The sequence below is a fragment of the Cellulomonas sp. KH9 genome (genome assembly GCF_900114185.1).
Lineage (GTDB): Bacteria > Actinomycetota > Actinomycetes > Actinomycetales > Cellulomonadaceae > Cellulomonas.
On the sequence record NZ_FOSE01000003.1, the window covers coordinates 275,926 to 295,685 of the forward strand.

Sequence of the window (19,760 nt, forward strand, 5' to 3'; positions counted from 1 at the left end):
CCCGCTGAAACTTTCGGCCTCGATCCGACATCCATCTACGTGCTGGGACCGCTTCCCCCTGGTCGGATGACCAACTCGGCGCGTACGGTGGGTCCGATACCGGACTTTCCGTGCGCAAGGGAGCGTCAATGAGTCGGACCAGGCACCGTCGCGTGCTCGAAACTATCGGATTCGGTGCGGTTGCGGCGGCCCTCGTCGCCGCACCCCTCGTGGCGGTCGGCTCCGCCGCGGGTGCCGCCGAGCCCGGGGTCGTCCTCGGCGTCGACTTCGACGACGAGACGACCGGCGACTGGACCCGCAGCGGCGAGCCCGTCCTCGGGTACGTCGACGCCGGCGACGGCAAGGCCCTCGAGGTCGCCGACCGCACGACGGACTACGACGGCATCTCCTCGCCCGAGGTCGCCTACGAGGCCGGCGTGGCCTACTCCTTCACGATGCGTGCCCGGCTGCCCGAGGGCACCGAGGGCACGGCGGGCATCCGCTTCGTCGTCGCCACGGACTACACCTGGGTCGGCAGCACCACGATCAGCGACGACGCGTGGACCACGGTCTCCGGGACGTACACGCCCGCCGAGGACGTGACGCGCGCGGTCTACCTGGGCACCGGTGACCTCTCCGGTACCGAGGCAGGCACGCCCTACACCTACCTCGTCGACGACATCGAGATCACGCGCGAGGGTGCCGGCTCGGAGCCCGAGGTCGTCCTGAGCAGCGACTTCGAGGCGGAGGTCGCGCCGTGGGTCGGCCGCGGCGCCGCCACGGTCGCGCGCACGACCGACGACGCACACGCCGGTGACGCGAGCATGCTCGTGTCCGGCCGGACGGCCGGCTGGCACGGCGCGGCGACGCCGATCGCGTCGCTGTTCGCCGCGGGGGCGACGTACGACATCTCGGCGTGGGTCAAGCTCGCTCCGGGCGAGGAGGCCACGACCGTCAAGGCGACCGTCGCCGAGACCCCCGAGGCGTACACGCAGGCCGCCCCCGCGGTCGACGTGACGGACCAGGAGTGGGTCGAGCTCACCGGCACGTACACGCGCGGCGCGGCCGTCACCGGTGGCGACCTGTACCTCGAGGCGGGCGGCGAGACGACGATCTTCCTCGTCGACGACGTCGTCATCACCGGCCAGGCCGTCACCGACGACTGGGAGCCGGACCTCGAGGGCTTCGTGCCCGGGGGAGCGGTGGACCCGACGAGCACGCCCGTGGGTGCCGCGCGCGGCACCGGTGACGTGGCCGCGCTGACGTTCGACGACGGCCCCAACGGCGCCGACACGACCGAGCTCCTGGACTTCCTCGCCGAGAAGGACATCGACGCGACGTTCTGCGTCATCGGCTCGCAGGTCACGGCGCCGGGCGGTGCGGACGTCCTGCGCCGGATCGTGTCCGAGGGCCACACGCTGTGCAACCACAGCACCGGCTGGGCCGACATGGCCGGTTACACCAAGGCACAGGTCGAGGCCGACCTGAAGGCGAACCTGCAGATCATCCGTGACGCTCTCGGCGACCCCGAGGCGAAGGTCCCGTACTTCCGCGCACCCAACGGCTCGTGGGGCCAGACCATCCCGGTGGCCGTCGCGCTCGGCATGCAGCCGCTCGCGGTGTCGAACACCATCAACGACTGGGCGACGCAGGACGAGGCCGAGCTGACGGCCAACCTGCGCACCGCCATGGAGCCGGGCCGCATCGTGCTCGTGCACGACGGCGGCGGCGACCGCGCGGCGTCGATCGCGGCGACGAGGACCGTCGTGACCGAGCGCCTCGCCGACGGCTGGACGTTCACGCTGCCCCAGGGCGGCGCGGACGGCTCCGGCTCCGGCGTCGAGCTGGCGTTCGACTTCGAGGACGGCACGCTGCAGGGCTGGACGCCGCGCGCGACCGAGGACGGCGCCGCGACGGTCGCCGTGGTCGAGGGCGGCCACGACTCGGCGCAGGCCGCGCAGGTGTCCGACCGCGTCCACCAGGGCCAGGGCATCCAGTACGACGTCACCGGGCTGCTGGCCGCGGGGTCGACGTACGAGTTCGAGGCGTGGCTCCGGTTCGACGGCACGCCGGGCGACATGACGCTCAGCGCACGCACGGAGACCGGCGGCACGAGCACCTACGGCAACCTCCTGGCGATCACCGGCGTCACGCAGGAGTGGACCCGCGTCAGCGGCAAGTTCTCGCTGCCGGCGTACGAGACGGCCGCCGAGGTCTACTTCGAGACCGCGTGGGACAGCGGCAACCCGGGCAACACCTCGACGTTCCTCGTCGACGACATCGTGTTCCGCACGCCGCCGCCCGCGACCATCGAGGACATCACGCCGCTCAAGGACACCGTCCCGTTCCCCATGGGCGTCGCGATCGACAGCCGGGAGACCCAGGGCGACCCGGGCACGCTCACGCAGCGGCACTTCAACCAGATCTCGGCCGAGAACCACATGAAGCCCGAGGCCTGGTACGACGCCGAGGGCGGCTTCCGGATCCACCCGGAGGCGACGGCGCTGATGGACTCGGCCGCCGCGAACGACATGCGGGTCTACGGCCACGTGCTCGTGTGGCACAGCCAGACGCCCGCCTGGTTCTTCCAGGACGACGCCGGGCAGCCGCTGACGGCGGACGCCGCGGGCCAGGCGGTGCTGCGCGAGCGACTGCGCACGCACATCTTCGACATCGCCGGGAACCTGGCGGGCACGTACGGCGCCTTCGGGTCGGACACCAACCCGCTCGTGGCCTGGGACGTCGTCAACGAGGTCGTCTCCGACGGCGCCGAGAACCCCGACGGGCTGCGACGCTCCGAGTGGTTCCGGATCCTCGGCGAGAACTTCATCGACCTCGCGTTCCAATACGCCGACGAGGCGTTCAACGAGGAGTACGCGGCGCCCGGCACCGACCGTCCCGTGACGCTGTTCATCAACGACTACAACACCGAGCAGTCCGGCAAGCAGGACCGCTACTTCGCGCTCGTCGAGCGGCTGCTCGCCCGCGGGGTGCCGGTCGACGGCGTGGGCCACCAGTTCCACGTCAGCCTGTCGCTGCCGGTCTCGGCGCTCGAGGCGGCGATCGAGCGGTTCGAGGCGCTCGACGTCGTCCAGGCCGTCACCGAGCTCGACGTCGCCACCGGCCTGCCGGTGACCGAGGCCAAGCTCATCGACCAGGGCTACTTCTACCGCGACGCGTTCGACATCTTCCGGTCGCACGCCGACTCGCTGTTCTCGGTGACCGTGTGGGGCCTCAACGACGGCCGCAGCTGGGTCAACGACAACGGCGCACCGCTGCTCTTCAACGACGACCTGCAGGCCAAGCCCGCGTACTACGGCGCGGCCGGGCAGGACCTGCCGGACCGCATCCGCACCGCGACGGTGTTCGGCGGTCAGGTCGCGCTCGACGCGGACGCGACGTCCGCGGTCGAGTGGCAGCAGCTGCGGCTGCTGGACATCGGCGAGGCGGGCGCGTTCCAGCTCCGCTGGACCGCGGACACGCTCACGGTGCTCGCGGACGTCGACGGCGACGCCGACGCCCTCGAGGTGCAGGTGGGCGACACCACCTCCACCTACGCGCGTGACGGCTCGGGTGACGTCGACGGCGTCGACGCCGACCGGACCGGCGGCTGGCGTGCCGTCGTCCACGTGCCGCTCGACGGCGCGGCGGTGGGCAGCACGCTGTCGTTCGACGTGCGCGTGGTCGACGGTGACGAGGTCACCGGGTGGGCGACCGCCGGCGCGACCGGCACGCTGACCCTCGTCGAGGAGCTCTCGTTCCACGAGGCCCCGCAGGCCTCGACGGCACCGGTGGTCGACGGTGAGCTCGACGGGGTCTGGGCCGACGCGGAGCCCGTCACGTCGGCCAAGCAGGTGTCCGGCACGGGCACGGCCGTCGGCGAGTTCCGGACGCTGTGGGCGGACGACACGCTGTACGTCCTGGCCGAGGTCACCGACCCCGACATCGACGTGACGGGGTCCGACCCGTGGATCCAGGACTCGGTCGAGATCTACGTCGACGCCGGCAACTACAAGAACGGCACGTACCGACCTGAGGACATGCAGATCCGCGTGTCGGCGGAGAACGTGGTGTCGTTCGGCACCGGCGACGAGGCCGCACAGCAGGCGCGCGTGCGGACCGCGACGTCGCGCACCGACGAGGGCTACCTCGTCGAGCTCGCCGTCGACCTGCTCGACGCGGGTGGCCTCGACACCTTCCACGGCGTGGACTACCAGGTCAACGACGCCAGCGCCGGAGCGCGCCTCGGCATCACGAACTGGGCCGACCCGACGGGTGCCGGCTACCAGTCGAACGCCCGCTGGGGCGTCGTCCGGCTCGTCGCCGCGGAGCCCGCACCGGGTCCCGCGACGGGCGTGCCCGCCAAGCCGCTCCTGTCGCACGACAACTGGGACGGTGACGGCTCCTTCACGGTGACGTCGACGGTGTGGTGGGGGCAGAACGCCCACACCCTGACGCTGCTGGAGAACGGCGCGCCGATCGCCAGCCAGCGCGTGGTCGACGCGACGCCGAAGGCCCAGACCGCGACCTTCGAGGTCACGGGCAAGGCCAACGGCTCGTACTCCTACGAGGTCGTCGCGACCAACCAGCACGGCGCGACCACGAGCCGTGCGCTGGTCGTGCGGGTCGTCGCCGCGAGCCCCGGCATCCCGGTGGTCGTGCACGACAACTGGGACGGCAACGGCAGCTACACGGTCTCCATGCACATGTGGTGGGGCACCAACGCCGACACGTACCGCCTCTACGAGAACGGTGTGCTGGTCGACACCCAGACGCTGACGCCGAACGGCCGCAACCCGCAGCACGCCGGGACGCGGTTCACGGGCAAGGCCAAGGGCACCTACACGTACACCGTGGAGCTGTCGAACGCGGCGGGGACGACCCGCAGCCTGCTGTCGATCCCCGTGGTCGTCTGGCGCTGACCCTCCCGACCCGGCCGGGGTGAGGCGCGACCTCACCCCGGCCCTCCCCGGAGCCCCACCGGCTGTTCCCCCCCGACAGCCGGCGGGGCTCCGTCATTTCGGGACGAATCGTCGCCCGGGTCACCCGAACGGACCATTCCCGAAAGTTATCGATCTCGATTCTGCAACCATCCGGGCGAGGGTCCAGGAGCACCCTGGCCTTTGCGCAGTTCGCCGCATACGGTGGCCGAGCGAATGAGACTTACTGCACGCAAGGGAGCGTCAATTGAGTCAGACCCGGCACCGCAAGGTGCTCGAAACTATCGGCGTCGGGGTGGCGGCTCTCGCTCTCGTCGCCGCGCCCCTCGTGGCCGTCGGCTCCACGGCGACCGCGGCCGAGCCCCAGGTCGTCTACGACATCGACTTCGACGACTCCTCCACGCTGCCGTGGACGCAGAGCGGTGACGTCACCCTGGGGTACGTCCCCGTGGACGGGAACACGGTGCTCGAGGTGGCCGACCGCACCCAGGACTTCGGGGGCATCCAGTCGCCGGAGTTCACGACCGAGGCCGGCGCCACCTACACGTTCTCGCTGCGCGCCCGGCTGCCCGAGGGCACGGCGGGCACCGCGAACCTCCGCTTCGTCGTCACCCCCGAGTACACGTGGGTCAAGGACACGACGATCTCCGCGGACGGCTGGACGACCATCAGCGGCACCTACACGCCGACGGACGCCGCACCGCGCCGGATCTACCTCGGCACGTCGGCGCTGAGCTCGTCGGCCGGCGCGTACGCGTACCTCGTCGACGACCTGCTCGTCACGAAGGTCGCGCCGGACGCGCCGCCGCCCGCGGGCGGGACCGTCGACAAGACGTTCGACTTCGAGGACGGCACCCTGCAGGGCTGGGCGCCGCGCGCGAGCACGGAGGGTCCCGCGACCGTCGAGGTCGTCGACTCCGGCGCCCACGGCGGCACCCACGCGGTCCGCGTCAGCGACCGCGTGAGCCAGGGCCAGGGCCTCCTGTACGACGTCACCGACGTCCTCACGGCCGGCCAGCAGTACGAGTACGAGGCGTGGGTGCGGTTCGACGACGAGCCCGGCGACATCGTGCTCAGCGTGCGCACCGAGACCGACGGCACTAGCACGTACGGCAACATCGCCACGTCGACCGTGACGACCGACTGGACGCGGATCTCGGGCACCTTCACGATGCCGAGCTTCGGCACCGCGGCCGAGGTGTACTTCGAGACGCCGTACGCGAGCGGTGCTGCGGGCGACACGTCGACGTTCCTGCTCGACGACATCCGGATCACGAGCCCCGAGCTGGAGGTCCAGGACCTCACGCCGCTGCACGAGACCGTGCCCTTCCCGATGGGCGTCGCGATCGACGACCGCGAGACGGTCGGTTCGCCGGGCGAGCTCGCGGCGCGGCACTTCGACCAGATCACGGCCGAGAACCACATGAAGCCGTACGCCTGGTACGCCGCTGACCGCTCGTTCCGCATGGACCCGGTCGCCCGGACCCTCCTGGACACGGCCGTCGAGGAGGACCTGCGGGTCTACGGGCACGTGCTCGTCTGGCACGGCCAGAACCCGGGCCAGGTCGACGCCAACGACGACGGCATCCCGACCACCCCGGGCTGGATGTTCTACGGGGAGGACGGCGAGCTGCTCACGTCGAGCGAGGAGGACCAGGCGATCCTGAGCGCGCGCATGCGCACGCACATCTTCTCGGTCGCCGAGGCGATCTCGGACGAGTACGGCCTGTTCGGCTCCGACACCAACCCGCTGGTCGCGTGGGACGTCGTCAACGAGGTCATCGCCGACGGCGCCGAGAACCCCGACGGCATGCGTCGTTCGCAGTGGTTCAACGTGCTGGGTGAGGAGTTCGTCGACCTGGCGTTCCGGTACGCGGACGAGGCCTTCAACGAGGAGTTCGCTGCCCCGGGCACCAACCGCCCCGTCACGCTGTTCATCAACGACTACAGCACCGAGGCCGTCGCCAAGCAGGACCGCTACTTCGCGCTCGTCGAGCGCCTGCTGTCGCGCGGCGTGCCGCTGGACGGCGTCGGCCACCAGTTCCACGTCAGCCTGACCACCCCGGTCGCCGCGCTCGAGGCCGCGCTCACGCGGTTCGAGGCGCTGCCCGTCACGCAGGCCGTCACCGAGCTCGACGTCGCCACGGGCACGCCCGTGACGGAGGCCAGGCTCGTCGAGCAGGGCTACTACTACCGCGACGCGTTCGACCTGTTCCGCGCCAAGGCGGACTCGCTGTTCTCGGTCACGGTGTGGGGTCTCTACGACTTCCGCAGCTGGGTGAGGGACAACGGCGCCCCGCTGCTGTTCGACGACAACCTGCGGGCCAAGCCCGCCTACTACGGCGCGGCCGGGCTCGACCTGCCGGGTCGGATCGCGTCCGCCGAGTCCTTCGGCGGCGAGGTCGCCGTCGACGACGCAGCGGTGGACGCACCCGAGTGGGAGCAGCTGCCGCTCGAGCCGATCGGCGAGGACGGCGTCGCCGGGGGTCTGCAGACCCGCTGGACGGCGGACGCGCTGACCGTGCTGGCCGAGGTGCCGGCGACGACGGACGCCCTGCGCGTCACGATCGGCGAGGCGACGTACGACGTCCCGCGCAGCGGCGAGGGTGACCTGCCGAGCGTCTGGGCGGAGCACGGCGACGGCCTGCGGGTCGTGCTGCAGGCGCCGCTCGAGGGTGCCGAGGTCGGCGACGTGCTGGCCTTCAACCTGGGCGTCGTCCAGGGCGAGGACGTCACGTCCTGGTCCGGGGGCGCCGGCTCGCTGTCGCTCGTCGAGCCGCTGTCGTACCTCGAGGTCCCGGCCGCGTCCGCGGGCGTGCCCGAGGTCGACGGGACGGTCGACGACGCCTGGGAGGGTGTCCCGGCCGTCGTGACGGCCAAGCAGGTCAACGGCACGGGCACCGCGACGGCCTCGGTCCGCACGGTGTGGGACGAGGACACGCTGTACGTCCTCGCCGAGGTCACCGACCCGTCGGTCGACGTCAGCGCCACGCAGCCGTGGGAGCAGGACTCGGTCGAGGTCTACGTCGACGCCGGGAACGCCAAGAACGGCGCGTACCGCCCGGAGGACACGCAGATCCGCATCTCGGCGGACAACGCCGTGTCGTTCGGCACGGGTGACATCGCCGCCCAGCAGGCCCGCGTGCAGACCGCGACGTCGCGCACCGACGAGGGCTACCTCGTCGAGCTCGCCGTCGACCTGCTGGACCTCGGGGGTGCGAACACCGTCCACGGCGTCGACTTCCAGGTCAACGACGCGACCGGTGGCGGGCGCATCGGCATCACCAACTGGGCCGACCCGACGGGCCAGGGCTACCAGTCCACGGCCCGCTGGGGCGTCGCCAAGCTGGTCGCCGGTCCGGTGGCGCCGGTCGAGCCGAGCATCACGCTCAGCAGCGGCCACGTGCGTGCCGGTGAGCAGCTGCAGGTGGCCCTCGAGGGCTTCGAGCCCGGAGCCGAGGTCGCGATCGCACTCGGTGCGGGCGTGACCGCGACCGGTGCGCTCGGTGGTCCGGGTGCCGCGGTGGCCCCGGAGGGCACGACGCTCCTGGGCACCGTCACGATCGGTGGGGGCGGCACGGCCGTCACGACCGTCACCGTGCCGGCCTCGACGGCGGCGGGCACCTACCTGGTGAGCGCGTCGGTCGGCGGCACCGTCCTGGCGGACGCAGTGCTGAGCGTCCTCGCGGCGGCACCGGGGGCCGGGTCCGGCACGGGTGCCGGCACCGGCGCAGGCGCCGGTGCCGGGACGGCGGCCGGGGGCAACCTCGCCGTCACCGGTACGGGCCTCGGCCTGGCCGGTCTGGCGCTCCTCGTCATCCTCGCCGGCGTCGCGCTGGTCGTGGCACGCCGCCGCGGGATGACCCTCGAGGGGGCGCGCCAGACGCTGCTGCGGCGCTGACCCGCAGCAGCGGGCCGGGGTGACACGTCACCTCACCCCGGTCCACGAGGCCCCGCCGACTGATCCCCCCCGACAGCCGGCGGGGCCTCGTCGTGCGCTCGTCCTGTCCGGAGCGCGCCGTGGCGGACGTCCGCCCGGCCTGCGCCGTGCGCCGCTAGCGTGGCGCCCGTGACCGACGCCAGCCCGCTCATCGACGGGTCCGACGCGACCCGCGCCCCGCACGACCCGGCGACCGCGGGGGCGCCTCCGTCCGGCGCGCCGACGGACCGCGCCGGTGGCGGCCTGCCCGGCGACCCCGGTCCGGAGCCGCTGGCCGTCACGCGGCTGGTCGCCGTCGCGCTCGACGAGGACCTGGGCCTGGCCCCCGGCCGTGACGTCACCACGCAGGCCACGGTGGACGCGCAGGCGCGGGGCCGCGCCGACGTGGTCGCGCGGGACGCCGGTGCGATCGCCGGGCTCGTCGTGGTGCCCGAGGTGCTCGACCAGGTCGCCGACCGGCTGGGCCTGCCGCGGGCGACGGTCACGTGGCACGTGCACGACGGCACGGTGGTCGACGCGGGCACGGTCCTGGCGACCCTCGAGGGCCCGACGCACGTGCTGCTCGTCGCGGAGCGCACGCTGCTCAACCTCGTGTCCCGGGCCTGCGGCGTCGCGACGCACACGTACCGCTGGACGCAGGCGCTGACGGGGACCGGCGCGCAGGTGCTCGACACCCGCAAGACCACGCCCGGGCTGCGGGCGCTGGAGAAGTACGCCGTGCGCTGCGGCGGCGGCACCAACAAGCGCATGGGGCTGTACGACGTGGCGATGGTCAAGGACAACCACGTGGTCGCCGCCGGCTCGGTGGCCGGGGCCGTGCGCGCGGTGCGCGAGCGGTTCCCCGACGTCGCGGTGCAGGTCGAGGTGGACCGGCCCGAGCAGGCCGACGAGGCCCTGGACGCCGGCGCCGACTTCCTGCTGCTCGACAACATGGACACCGCGACGCTGGCGGCCACGGTCGCGGCGGTCCGGGCGCGCACGGCGGGCGCCGGCCACGTCGACCTCGAGGCCACCGGCAACCTCACGCTCGACCGGGCGCGCGAGGTCGCGCTCACGGGCGTGGACTACCTGTCGGTGGGTGCGCTGACCCACTCGTCGCCGGTCCTCGACGTCGCGCTCGACCTCGACCCCCGGTCCGTGACCGTGGCCACGCAGGGCCCGTCCGCCGCGGAGGTGCCCGCGCCCCGCCCCTAGAATCATCGGGTGACCGCACGCACCGAACCCACCCCCGCGACGCCCGTCGTCGACACCCCCGTGGACGACGTCCCCGAGCAGATGCGGGTGCGGCGGGCCAAGCGCGAGCGGCTGATCGAGCAGGGCGTCGCGCCCTACCCGGTCGCGGTGCCGCGCACGCACACCATCGCCGAGGTCCGCGAGGCGCACCCGGACCTCGAGCCGGGCACCGAGACGGACGACGTCGTCGGTGTCGCCGGGCGCGTGGTGTTCCTGCGCAACACCGGCAAGCTCGCGTTCGCGACGCTGCAGGACGGTGCGGGCACGCGCCTGCAGGCGATGCTCAGCGAGAAGGAGGTCGGCGCCGAGGCGCTGGCCGCGTTCAAGGCCGACGTCGACCTCGGCGACCACGTCTTCGTGCACGGCCGCGTCATCGCGTCGCGCCGGGGCGAGCTGAGCGTGATGGCCGACGAGTGGCGCATGGCCGCCAAGGCGATCCGGCCGCTGCCGAACCTCTACGAGGGCACCGAGATGTCCGAGGAGGCGCGGGTCCGGCAGCGGTACGTCGACCTGATCGTGCGTCCGGGTGCGCGCGAGATGGTGCGGCTGCGCTCGGCCGTGGTGCGCTCGTTGCGCGAGAACTTCTATCGTCGCGGATTCCTGGAGCTCGAGACGCCGATGCTCCAGGTGCGTCCGGAAGGCGCGGCGGCGCGCCAGTTCGAGACGCACATGAATGCTTTCGACATGGAGCTCTACCTGCGCATCGCTCCTGAGCTGTTCCTCAAGAGGGCGGCCGTCGGCGGCGTCGAGAAGGTCTTCGAGATCAATCGCAACTTCCGTAACGAAGGCGTTGACTCGACGCACTCGCCGGAGTTCGCGATGCTCGAGGCGTACGAGGCCTACGGCGACTACGACACCATGGCGGCGCTCACGCAGGACCTGGTGCAGACCGCCGCGAGGGACGCGCTCGGCACCACCGTCGTGACGCTGGCCGACGGCACCGAGTACGACCTGGGCGGGCAGTGGACCTCCCTGACGATGTACGGCTCGCTCTCCGAGGCCCTGGGCGAGGAGATCACGCACGACACGTCCGACGAGCGGCTGCTGGCCCTGCTGGACGCCGCGGACGTCGAGCTGGCGCCCGCCCAGCGCAACCACGGCAAGATGGTCGAGGAGCTCTGGGAGCACCACGTGGGCTCGTCCCTCTGGGCGCCCACCTTCGTGCGCGACTTCCCGGTGGAGACGTCCCCGCTGACGCGGGACCACCGCACCGAGCGCGGCCTGGTGGAGAAGTGGGACCTGTACGTGCGCGGCATGGAGCTGGCCACCGCCTACTCCGAGCTGGTCGACCCGGTCGTGCAGCGTGAGCGCTTCGAGGCGCAGGCCCTGCTGGCCGCCAAGGGCGACGACGACGCCATGCGGATCGACGAGGACTTCCTCGCCGCGATGGAGCACGCCATGCCCCCGTCGGGCGGCATGGGGATGGGCATCGACCGCCTGCTGATCGCCATGACGGGTCACGGCATCCGCGACACCATCGTCTTCCCGCTCGTGAAGCCGCAGGCCTGAGCCTGCGTGAAGGAGAACCTGTGAACGGCTGGGGTGCAGTTCTGGCGGCGTTGCTGCCGTCGGTGGGTGTCGGTCTGATCTTCTGGTTCGCGATGCGTGCGATCGTCAACGCGGACCGTTCCGAGCGGCAGGCAGTTGCCCGCATGGAGGCGGAGAACGAAGGTCCTGGCACGGGATCCTGAGAATGTGCTGCGCGGTTTGACGCGAACAATCCCGGGTGGGACAGTGATCCCGTCAGCAATTTCCCCATGTCCGGGAGCATTCCATGGCACAGAAGGTGCAGGTCCTGCTCGTCGACGACGTCGACGGCGGGACGGCGGACGAGACCGTGACGTTCGGCCTCGACGGCGTGACGTACGAGATCGACCTCACGTCAGAGAACGCCGCCAAGCTGCGTGACGCGTTCGCGCAGTGGGTCGGGAACGCGCGCAAGGTGAGCGGTCGCTCGGCCGGCCGCTCGACGCCCCGTTCCTCGTCCTCCTCGACGTCGCGTACCGCGCGGTCGAACGAGGCCCAGGAGATCCGTGAGTGGGCGAAGGCCAACGGCTACCAGGTCTCGGAGCGCGGTCGCATCTCCGCCGAGGTCAAGAAGGCCTACGACGACGCCCACTGAGCGTCGTCGCTCGCGTCACGTCGGGGGGCGTGACGCATGACGAAGGGGCCGGCACCGTGAGGTGCCGGCCCCTTCGTCGTCCCGGTCAGGCCGGGCGGTCGACCGTCAGGTCGCGGGCCGCCGCGTACTGATCGCGCACGACCGGCGTCGGCTCGCCCGTCATGACCTCGGCGCCGGACGACGCGGACCACGCCGGGGGAGCGTCCTGGCCGGACAGCACCCACGCGGCCTGGCGGGCGGCGCCGTCGGCCACGTATTCGCCGGGCGTCGGCACCTGCACGTCGACGCCCATGATCGACGGGATGATCCGGCGCACGGCCTCGGACTGCGCACCGCCGCCGATGAGGAACACCCGCTCGACCGGGACGCCCACGGCGCGCATCGCGTCGATGCCGTCGGCCAGCGAGCAGAGCATGCCCTCGACCGCCGCGCGCGCGACGTGCGCGGGCGTCGTGTTGGCCAGGCGCATGCCGTGCAGGGCGCCGGTGGACAGCGGCTTGTTCGGCGTGCGCTCGCCCTCGAGGTACGGGACGTGCACGAGGCCGTCGGCGCCCGCGGGGGCCGACAGCGCGAGCTGCGACAGCCCCGGGTGGTCGACGCCCAGCATCCGGCAGGCCGCGTCGAGCACGCGCGACGCGTTGAGCGTCACGGCCAGCGGCAGGTACGAGCCGGTCGCGTCGGCGAACCCGGTGACCAGGCCGGTGCCGTCGGCGATGGGTGCGGCCGAGATGGCCGAGACCACGCCCGACGTCCCGAGGGACACCGCGACGTCACCGGGCAGCAGGCCGAGCGCGAGGGCGGCCGCGGCGTTGTCGCCGGCGCCCGGGCCCAGCACGGGCTTCATCGCGAACGCGGGGGCGACCGGGCCGGCCTCGTTGGCCGCGAGCACGCGCGGCAGGCGCGGCACGCTGCCGAGCGCCATCTCGAGCAGGTCGGGGCGGTAGTCCTCGGTGATCGGCGACCAGTAGCCGGTGCCCGACGCGTCGGACCGGTCCGTGATCAGCCCGTCGAACCCGACCTCGGCCATGCCGCCCGCGAGCTTCCAGGTCAGCCAGTCGTGGGGGAGCGCCACCGCGGCCACGCGTGCGGCGTTCTCCGGCTCGTTGTCGCGCAGCCAGCGCAGCTTGGTGATCGTCAGCGACGCGACGGGCACCGAGCCGACCGCGTCGGCCCACGCCTGCGCCCCGGCGGTGGCGTCGCCGTCGCCGAGCTCGGCGATGAGGTCGCGCGCGGCCTGCGCCGAGCGGGTGTCGTTCCAGAGCAGCGCCTCGCGGATCACCTCGCCGTCGGCGTCGAGCACGACCATGCCGTGCTGCTGCCCGCCGACCGAGATCGCCTCGACGTCGTCGAGACCGCCCGCGTCCGCGATGGCCGCCTGCAGGGCGTCCCACCAGTGGTGGGGGTGCACCTCGGTGCCCTCCGGGTGCCTGGCGCGGCCCTGCCGGACCAGCTCACCGGTCTGCGCGTCGCGCACGACCACCTTGCACGACTGCGTGGACGAGTCCACACCTGCCACGAGCGTCATCGCGTGTGCTCCCTTGCCGAGGGTGCCCGGCCTGCCGGGCGCTGGGTGTCCGAGGGGTGACGTCCCGCGGCCCGATCGGACGTCGGGGCCGGGGACGGGCGACGCCCGGGGAGCACGAGGCTCCCCGGGCGTCGGGTGGTGCTCAGGTCAGCCGCGGGCGCCGAGCGCGTGCTCGAGCGCGAGCTGGTTGAGGCGCACGAAGCCGTAGCCGTGCTGGGCCACGCCCTCGACGTCGAAGTCCTCGAACGCGGACCGGTCGGCCAGGAAGTCGGCCAGGGTCTCGCCCTCGTTCAGCGTCGGCTTGGACAGCTCGAAGACACCGGCGGCCTCGAGGGCCTCCTGGACCTCGGGGTCCTGGCGGAACGCGATGGCGCGCTCCTTGAGCAGGAGGTAGGTCGCCATGTTGGCGCGAGCCGACTCCCACACGCCGTCGAAGTTCTCGGTGCGCGACGGCTTGTAGTCGAAGTGGATCGGGCCCGTGTACTTGGGACCGCCACCCGGGAAGCCGTTCTCGACGAGGTCGACCGTCGCGAACGCGGAGAACAGGTCGCCGTGGCCGAAGACCAGGTCCTGGTCGTACTTGATGCCGCGCTGGCCGTTGAGGTCGATGTGGAAGAGCTTGTCCGCCCACAGCGCCTGCGCGAGGCCGGTCGTGTAGTTCAGGCCGGCCATCTGCTCGTGGCCCGTCTCCGGGTTGAGGCCGACGATGTCGCCGTGCTCGAGCTTGGCGATGAGGCCGAGCGCGTGCCCGATCGTCGGGAGCAGGATGTCGCCGCGGGGCTCGTTGGGCTTGGGCTCCAGCGCGATGCGGAGCTTGTAGCCCTTCTCCTTGATGTACGCGGCGACGGTGTCGATGCCGTCGGCGTACGCCTGGTGCGCGGCGTACAGGTCCTTGGCCGAGTCGTACTCGGCGCCCTCGCGGCCGCCCCACATGACGAACGTGTCGGCGTCGAGCGACGCGGCGAGGTCGACGTTGCGCAGGATCTTGCGCAGCGCGTAGCGACGCACGCGGCGGTCGTTCGAGGTGAACGCGCCGTCCTTGAAGATCGGGTGCGTGAACGTGTTGGTCGTGACCATCTCGACCGTGATGCCGGTCTCGGCCAGCGCGCCGCGGAAGCGGTCGAGGATCTTCTCGCGCTCGGCGTCCGAGGAGCCGAAGGGCACCACGTCGTCGTCGTGGAAGGTCACGTGCGCGGCGCCGAGCTCGGCGAGCTTGTGCACGGACTCGACCGGGTCGAGCCACGGGCGCGTGGCGGCGCCGAACGGGTCCTGCGCGTTCCATCCGACCGTCCAGAGGCCGAACGAGAACTTGTCTTCGGGGGTGGGCTTGCGAACCATGGACGCCTCCACGTCGAGTGCGGACCGGGCGCGCGGCTGCCGAGCGACCGGGTTTTGTTCTCGGGATGAATTTATCCCCGGAGATCGGTAGGGTCAAGCCATGCCGACGGTCGACGAGGTGACGGGTGCCGCAGTGCACGACGCCGCCCCGGTGACCCCGCACGACACCCTGGGCGCGTCCCCCGACGTCGTCGTCGGCGCCCGTCCCCGGACCCGCCAGGGGCGGGCCGCGGAGCAGGTGCCCGACCCGTCGCGCGCCGCCCGGCAGGCGCAGATGCGGGTCCACAACCTGTCGGTCGCGCTGGGGCAGGTCGTCGACGCGACGTCGGCGCCGTCCCGCGCGCAGATCGCCGCCGCCACCGGGCTGTCGCGCGGCGCCGTCACCAGCCTGGTGGACGTGCTCATCGAGGCGGGGCTGGTGCGCGAGCTGGCGCCCGTCGCCGTCGCACGCGCCGGACGTCCCGCCGTGCCGCTGGCCCCGACGCCCGGCCGCGTCGCGGGCGTCGGCATGGAGGTGAACGTCGACTACCTGGGGCTGCGCGCCGTCGACCTCGCCGGGGGTGTCCTCGTCGAGACCGTCGAGCGCGTGGACCTGCGCGGCAGCGACCCGGACGAGGCGCTCGACAGGCTGGCCGCGCTCGCCGCGCCGGCACTGGCCGCGCTCGCGGCCGACGGTGTGCGGGTCGCCGGCACCGCGCTCGCCCTGCCCGGCCTCGTCGACCGCATCACCGGCCCCCTGCGCTTCGCCCCCAACCTGGGCTGGCGCGACGTCGACGTCGTCGCGCGCCTCGCCGCCCACCCGGTGCTCGCCGAGCTGCCGCCGCGGGTCGCCAACGAGGCCAACCTCGCGGCCCGCGCCGAGGCGCACGCCCGCCGCGGCACGGTCGCCCCGTCGTTCCTCTACGTGTCCGGCGAGGTGGGCGTCGGTGGTGCGCTCGTGCTCGACGGCGAGATCTTCCTGGGGCGGCACGGGTGGAGCGGGGAGATCGGGCACGTCGTCGTCGACGGCGGCCCCGGCGGGACGCGCCCCGTCTCCCTCGAGCAGCACGCCGGCCAGGACGCCATCGCCCGCGCCGCGGGCCTCGCGGCGGGCGCCCCGTTCGCCGAGGTCGTCGCCGCCCTGGCCGCCGGTGACGCCCGCGCCCGCGACGCCGTCCGGGACGCGGCGCGCTGGCTGGGGCTCGCGGTGGCGACGGTCGCCAACGTCGTCGACGTCAGCGAGATCGTCCTCGGCGGGACGTTCGGGCGCGTGTTCGACCACGTCCACGACGTCGTGAGCGAGACGCTCGCCGACCGGGTGATCTTCTCCGACTGGTCCTCGCCGTCGGTGACGCGGGCGGCCGCGGGCGACTACCCGGCGATGACGGGCGGCGCCCTCGCGGTGCTGCGCACGGTCGTCGCGGACCCGACCGTCTGGTTCGCCCCCGCGGCGACCTGACGCCACCGACCGTCCCGCACCCGGGGCGCGACCCCCGCGGGCCCGGTCTCGCGCGACGGATGGCCGTGCCCGTGGCCCGGCGTTCGTCCGCCCCGCACGCGCCGGCTGCGTAGGGTCGGCGGGTGAGCGCGACGACACCCCTGTGGATCGGCACCTTCCCGCACGCCGGCATCGGCACCGAGGCCGGGCTCGGCGAAGGCGTGTGGCGGGTGGACCTCGACCCCGCGACGGGCGCGCTGGGTGCGCCGCGGCTCGTCGTGCAGGCCCCCGCGCCGACGTTCGTCGCGACGCACCCCGGGGGGCGGTGGCTCTACGCCGTGGGGGAGAGCGACCCCGGCTCGGTGACGGCGTTCGAGGTCGACGACGACGGTGGGCTGACCGCGCGCGGCACGGTCGCGTCGGGCGGCGTCGCGCCGTGCCACCTCCTCGTCGTGGACGACGCGCTGTACGTCGCGAACTACGTCGACGGCGTGCTCGGCGTGGTGCCGCTGACGTCCGACGGCGCGTTCACCCCGGACGCCGTCGCGTCCGGCCGCCCCGCGCAGGTGCTCGGGCACACGGGCAGCGGTCCCGACGCCGACCGGCAGGAGGGCCCGCACGCGCACTTCGCCGCCCTGACGCCCGACCGCCGGCACGTCCTGGTCGCCGACCTCGGCACCGACGAGCTGCGCCGGTACGCGCGGGCCGCCGACGGGCGGCTCGCACCGGACGGCGTCGCCGCGACCCTGCCGCCGGGCACCGGCCCGCGGCACGTCACGTTCGCGGCCGACGGCAGCCGCCTGTACGTGGTGGGCGAGCTCGACGCGGCGGTGCACGTGCTGGACTGGCACGCGGGGTCGGCGACCGGGACCGAGCTGCAGCGCGTCCCGGCGGTGCCGGAGTCCGAGACGGCCGACGGCGTGCGCCGCTCACCGTCGCACGTGCTGCTCGACGGGGACCGGCTGCTGCTGGGCGTGCGCGCGCTGGGCCTGCGGGGCCCGGACGCGGTGAGCACGTTCGACGTGCGGCCCGGCGGCACCCTCGGCGCGCCGGTGACGCACCCGCTGGGCGGTGCGACGCCCCGTCACCTGGCCGTGGTGCACGGGTGGACGGTGGTGGCGCTGCAGGACGCCCACGCGCTGGTCGTGCACGACGCGCACGGTGCGCAGGTGTCGCGGGTCGAGCTGCCGTCGCCCGCGTGCGTCGTCCCCGTCGCACCCGCCGGGGCCCGCGCGTGAGCGCCGCCGGAGGTGCGCGCCTGACGTCGCAGCGGGTGTGGACGACGCTGGCCCGGCAGTCCTTCCTCGTCGTCGCGATGGTGAACCGGCGCGGCGAGGGACGCAGCGTCGGGGTCAGCCCGGCCGTCGACGGTGACACCGTGTGGTTCGCGGCGCACGGCACCGACTGGAAGGTCGACCACCTGCGCCACCAGCCCGAGGTGTCGCTGACGGTGCCCGTGCGGCGCGGCGGCGTGCTCGCGCTCGTCGCGCCGATCCCGCCCGCGACGATCACGTGCCGCGCCACCGCGGAGGTGCTCCCGGTCGACCGGGCGCCCGCGACGGTGCGTCGGCGCCTGCTGATGGGCCAGGACGTCGAGAAGGCCGTCGCGGCCGGGACCGTGATGGTCCGCCTGACGCCGCACGGGGACTTCGTGACGTACGGGGTCGGCGTTCCGCTGCGCACGATGCTCGACACCGAGCGCGCCCGCGGCAGGGTCCCCGTCGCCCGCGGCTGAGCACCGCCGCGCGGACGCGCCGCTGCGGGCGCGCCGTCGCGGGTGCGCCGTCGCGTGGCCGGGTCACAATGGGGCCGTGACCACCGACCGAGCGCCGCGCGTCGCCATGCTCTCGGTGCACACGTCACCGCTCGACCAGCCCGGCACGGGCGACGCCGGCGGCATGAACGTGTACGTCCTGGAGCTCGCGCACGCGCTCGCGGCCCGCGGTGCCCGCGTCGAGGTCTTCACGCGCGCCACGCGGTCCGACGTCCCGGAGACCGTCGTGCTCGACGGGGCCGACGCCGCCGGCCGCCCGCTGTCGGCGGACGCCGCGCGCGACGTCCTGCTCGCCGACGTCGTGCCCGCCGGCGTCACCCCGCCCGTCCTGGTGCACCACGTGCCCGCCGGTCCGTTCGAGGCGCTCGACAAGAACGACCTGCCCGGCGTCCTGTGCGGCATGGCCGCGGGCGTGCTGCGTTCCGAGGCCGCGCGCCGGCCCGGCTGGTACGACGTCGTGCACTCCCACTACTGGCTCTCCGGCCAGGTCGGCGCGATCGCCGCGCAGCGGTGGGAGGTCCCGCTCGTCCACACGGCCCACACGCTCGCCAAGGTGAAGAACCTCAGCCTCGGCCCGGGCGACACCCCGGAGCCGAGCGTCCGGGTGGTCGGCGAGGAGCAGGTGGTCGCCGACGCCGACGCCCTCATCGCGTCCACGCCCGTCGAGGCGCGCGAGCTCGTCGAGCTGTACGACGCCGACCCCGCGCGGGTGCACGTCGTCGAGCCCGGCGTGGACCTCGAGCGGTTCCGCCCCGGCGCACCGGGGGCCCGCGACGACGCCCGCCGCCGGCTCGGCCTGCCCACGGACCGCCCGGTCGTGCTGTTCGCGGGACGCGTGCAGCCGCTCAAGGCGCCCGACGTGCTGGTGCGGGCGGTGGGGGAGCTGCGCGCGAGCGGACGTCCGGTGCCGCTGCTCGTGGTGCTCGGCGGCCCGTCGGGGCGTCCCACCGCGGTGCGCGAGCTGCGTGCGCTCGCGGTCACGCTCGGCGTCGACGACGACGTCGTGGTGCGCCCGCCCGCCCCGCGCGACGAGCTCGCCGCCTGGTACCACGCCGCCGACCTCGTGGCGATGCCGTCCCGCTCGGAGTCCTTCGGCCTGGTGGCCGTCGAGGCCCAGGCCTGCGGGACCCCGGTCCTCGCGGCCGACGTCGGCGGTCTGCGCACGGTCGTCGACGACGGGGTGTCGGGGCGGCTCGTCCCCGGCCACGACCCGCGCGTGTGGGCCGACGTGATGGCCGACGCGCTGGCCGACGCGCCGCGTCGCGCGCGCTGGGCCGTCGGCGCCCGCCGCGTCGCGGAGCGCTACGCCTGGTCCACGGCGGCCGACCAGGTCCTCAAGGTCTACGCGGTCGCGGCCGAGCCGACCCGCTGACCCCCGCGTGACGTCGAGGCGTCGATCCGGCACAGCGACGGGCTGGATCGACCTCTCGCGAGGTGGGGGTGGGGCTGGATCGACGTCTCGCGAGGTGGGGGGACCGCGGGACGGACGTCC

At 73.6% G+C, this 19,760-nt stretch carries 12 protein-coding genes; 10 read left to right on the plus strand and 2 right to left on the minus strand.

Annotated elements, in window-relative coordinates; all coding sequences use genetic code 11:
* Positions 1 to 128 precede the first annotated feature (128 nt).
* The 6 genes from BMZ16_RS11190 (at position 129) to BMZ16_RS11210 (ending at position 12,214) form a co-directional block, all read left to right on the plus strand.
* The gene (locus BMZ16_RS11190; protein WP_089800467.1) at positions 129 to 4,901 is read left to right on the plus strand and encodes an endo-1,4-beta-xylanase; all 4,773 of its coding nucleotides are present in this window, start codon (positions 129 to 131) and stop codon (positions 4,899 to 4,901) included.
* Positions 4,902 to 5,166: 265 nt separating this feature from the next.
* A complete protein-coding gene (locus BMZ16_RS11195) occupies positions 5,167 to 8,820 on the plus strand; it encodes an endo-1,4-beta-xylanase (protein ID WP_089800469.1) in 3,654 nt (1,217 codons plus the stop codon).
* Between the two features lie 282 nt (positions 8,821 to 9,102).
* A complete protein-coding gene (gene nadC, locus BMZ16_RS11200) occupies positions 9,103 to 10,053 on the plus strand; it encodes a carboxylating nicotinate-nucleotide diphosphorylase (RefSeq protein WP_177199696.1) in 951 nt (316 codons plus the stop codon).
* A gap of 81 nt (positions 10,054 to 10,134) precedes the next feature.
* Positions 10,135 to 11,601 (plus strand): lysine--tRNA ligase, encoded by a 1,467-nt coding sequence (gene lysS / locus BMZ16_RS11205; protein WP_255366624.1) that lies wholly within the window; start codon positions 10,135 to 10,137, stop codon positions 11,599 to 11,601.
* A 20-nt stretch (positions 11,602 to 11,621) separates the two neighbouring features.
* Positions 11,622 to 11,783 (plus strand): hypothetical protein, encoded by a 162-nt coding sequence (locus BMZ16_RS19280; protein WP_177199668.1) that lies wholly within the window; start codon positions 11,622 to 11,624, stop codon positions 11,781 to 11,783.
* Between the two features lie 83 nt (positions 11,784 to 11,866).
* Positions 11,867 to 12,214: a histone-like nucleoid-structuring protein Lsr2 gene (locus BMZ16_RS11210; RefSeq protein ID WP_089800471.1), complete on the plus strand. Its 348-nt coding sequence runs from the start codon at positions 11,867 to 11,869 to the stop codon at positions 12,212 to 12,214.
* A gap of 85 nt (positions 12,215 to 12,299) precedes the next feature.
* Here the strand turns inward: BMZ16_RS11210 and xylB are convergent, their stop codons facing one another.
* Together xylB and xylA are read right to left on the minus strand one after the other, a co-directional pair.
* On the minus strand, positions 12,300 to 13,739 hold the full coding sequence (gene xylB / locus BMZ16_RS11215) for a xylulokinase (protein ID WP_089800473.1): 1,440 nt from the start codon (positions 13,737 to 13,739) through the stop codon (positions 12,300 to 12,302).
* Between the two features lie 147 nt (positions 13,740 to 13,886).
* Entirely contained in the window at positions 13,887 to 15,077 is a 1,191-nt protein-coding gene (xylA, locus tag BMZ16_RS11220) for a xylose isomerase (RefSeq protein ID WP_089800475.1), read from the minus strand.
* 100 nt (positions 15,078 to 15,177) lie between these two features.
* Between xylA and BMZ16_RS11225 the strand changes: the two genes are divergently transcribed.
* The 4 genes from BMZ16_RS11225 (at position 15,178) to BMZ16_RS11240 (ending at position 19,640) form a co-directional block, all read left to right on the plus strand.
* The gene (locus tag BMZ16_RS11225) at positions 15,178 to 16,515 is read left to right on the plus strand and encodes an ROK family transcriptional regulator (protein WP_255366575.1); all 1,338 of its coding nucleotides are present in this window, start codon (positions 15,178 to 15,180) and stop codon (positions 16,513 to 16,515) included.
* 122 nt (positions 16,516 to 16,637) lie between these two features.
* Positions 16,638 to 17,732, plus strand: a complete 1,095-nt coding sequence (locus BMZ16_RS11230) for a lactonase family protein (RefSeq protein WP_089800477.1) — start codon at positions 16,638 to 16,640, stop codon at positions 17,730 to 17,732.
* Complete coding sequence (locus tag BMZ16_RS11235; protein WP_143082807.1) at positions 17,729 to 18,229, plus strand: pyridoxamine 5'-phosphate oxidase family protein; 501 nt, start codon at positions 17,729 to 17,731, stop codon at positions 18,227 to 18,229. Before BMZ16_RS11230 ends, BMZ16_RS11235 begins: the two co-directional genes overlap by 4 nt.
* A 76-nt stretch (positions 18,230 to 18,305) precedes the next feature.
* Entirely contained in the window at positions 18,306 to 19,640 is a 1,335-nt protein-coding gene (locus BMZ16_RS11240) for a glycosyltransferase (protein ID WP_089800481.1), read from the plus strand.
* Positions 19,641 to 19,760 lie beyond the last annotated feature (120 nt).

Excerpts from the sequence above, each read along its gene's own strand:
- BMZ16_RS11190 (WP_089800467.1), top strand. The coding sequence starts at position 129 with ATGAGTCGGACCAGGCACCGTCGCGTGCTCGAAACTATCGGATTCGGT.
- lysS (WP_255366624.1), top strand. The coding sequence starts at position 10,135 with ATGCGGGTGCGGCGGGCCAAGCGCGAGCGGCTGATCGAGCAGGGCGTC.
- BMZ16_RS11210 (WP_089800471.1), top strand. The coding sequence starts at position 11,867 with ATGGCACAGAAGGTGCAGGTCCTGCTCGTCGACGACGTCGACGGCGGG.
- xylB (WP_089800473.1), bottom strand. The coding sequence starts at position 13,739 with ATGACGCTCGTGGCAGGTGTGGACTCGTCCACGCAGTCGTGCAAGGTG.
- xylA (WP_089800475.1), bottom strand. The coding sequence starts at position 15,077 with ATGGTTCGCAAGCCCACCCCCGAAGACAAGTTCTCGTTCGGCCTCTGG.
- BMZ16_RS11225 (WP_255366575.1), top strand. The coding sequence starts at position 15,178 with ATGCCGACGGTCGACGAGGTGACGGGTGCCGCAGTGCACGACGCCGCC.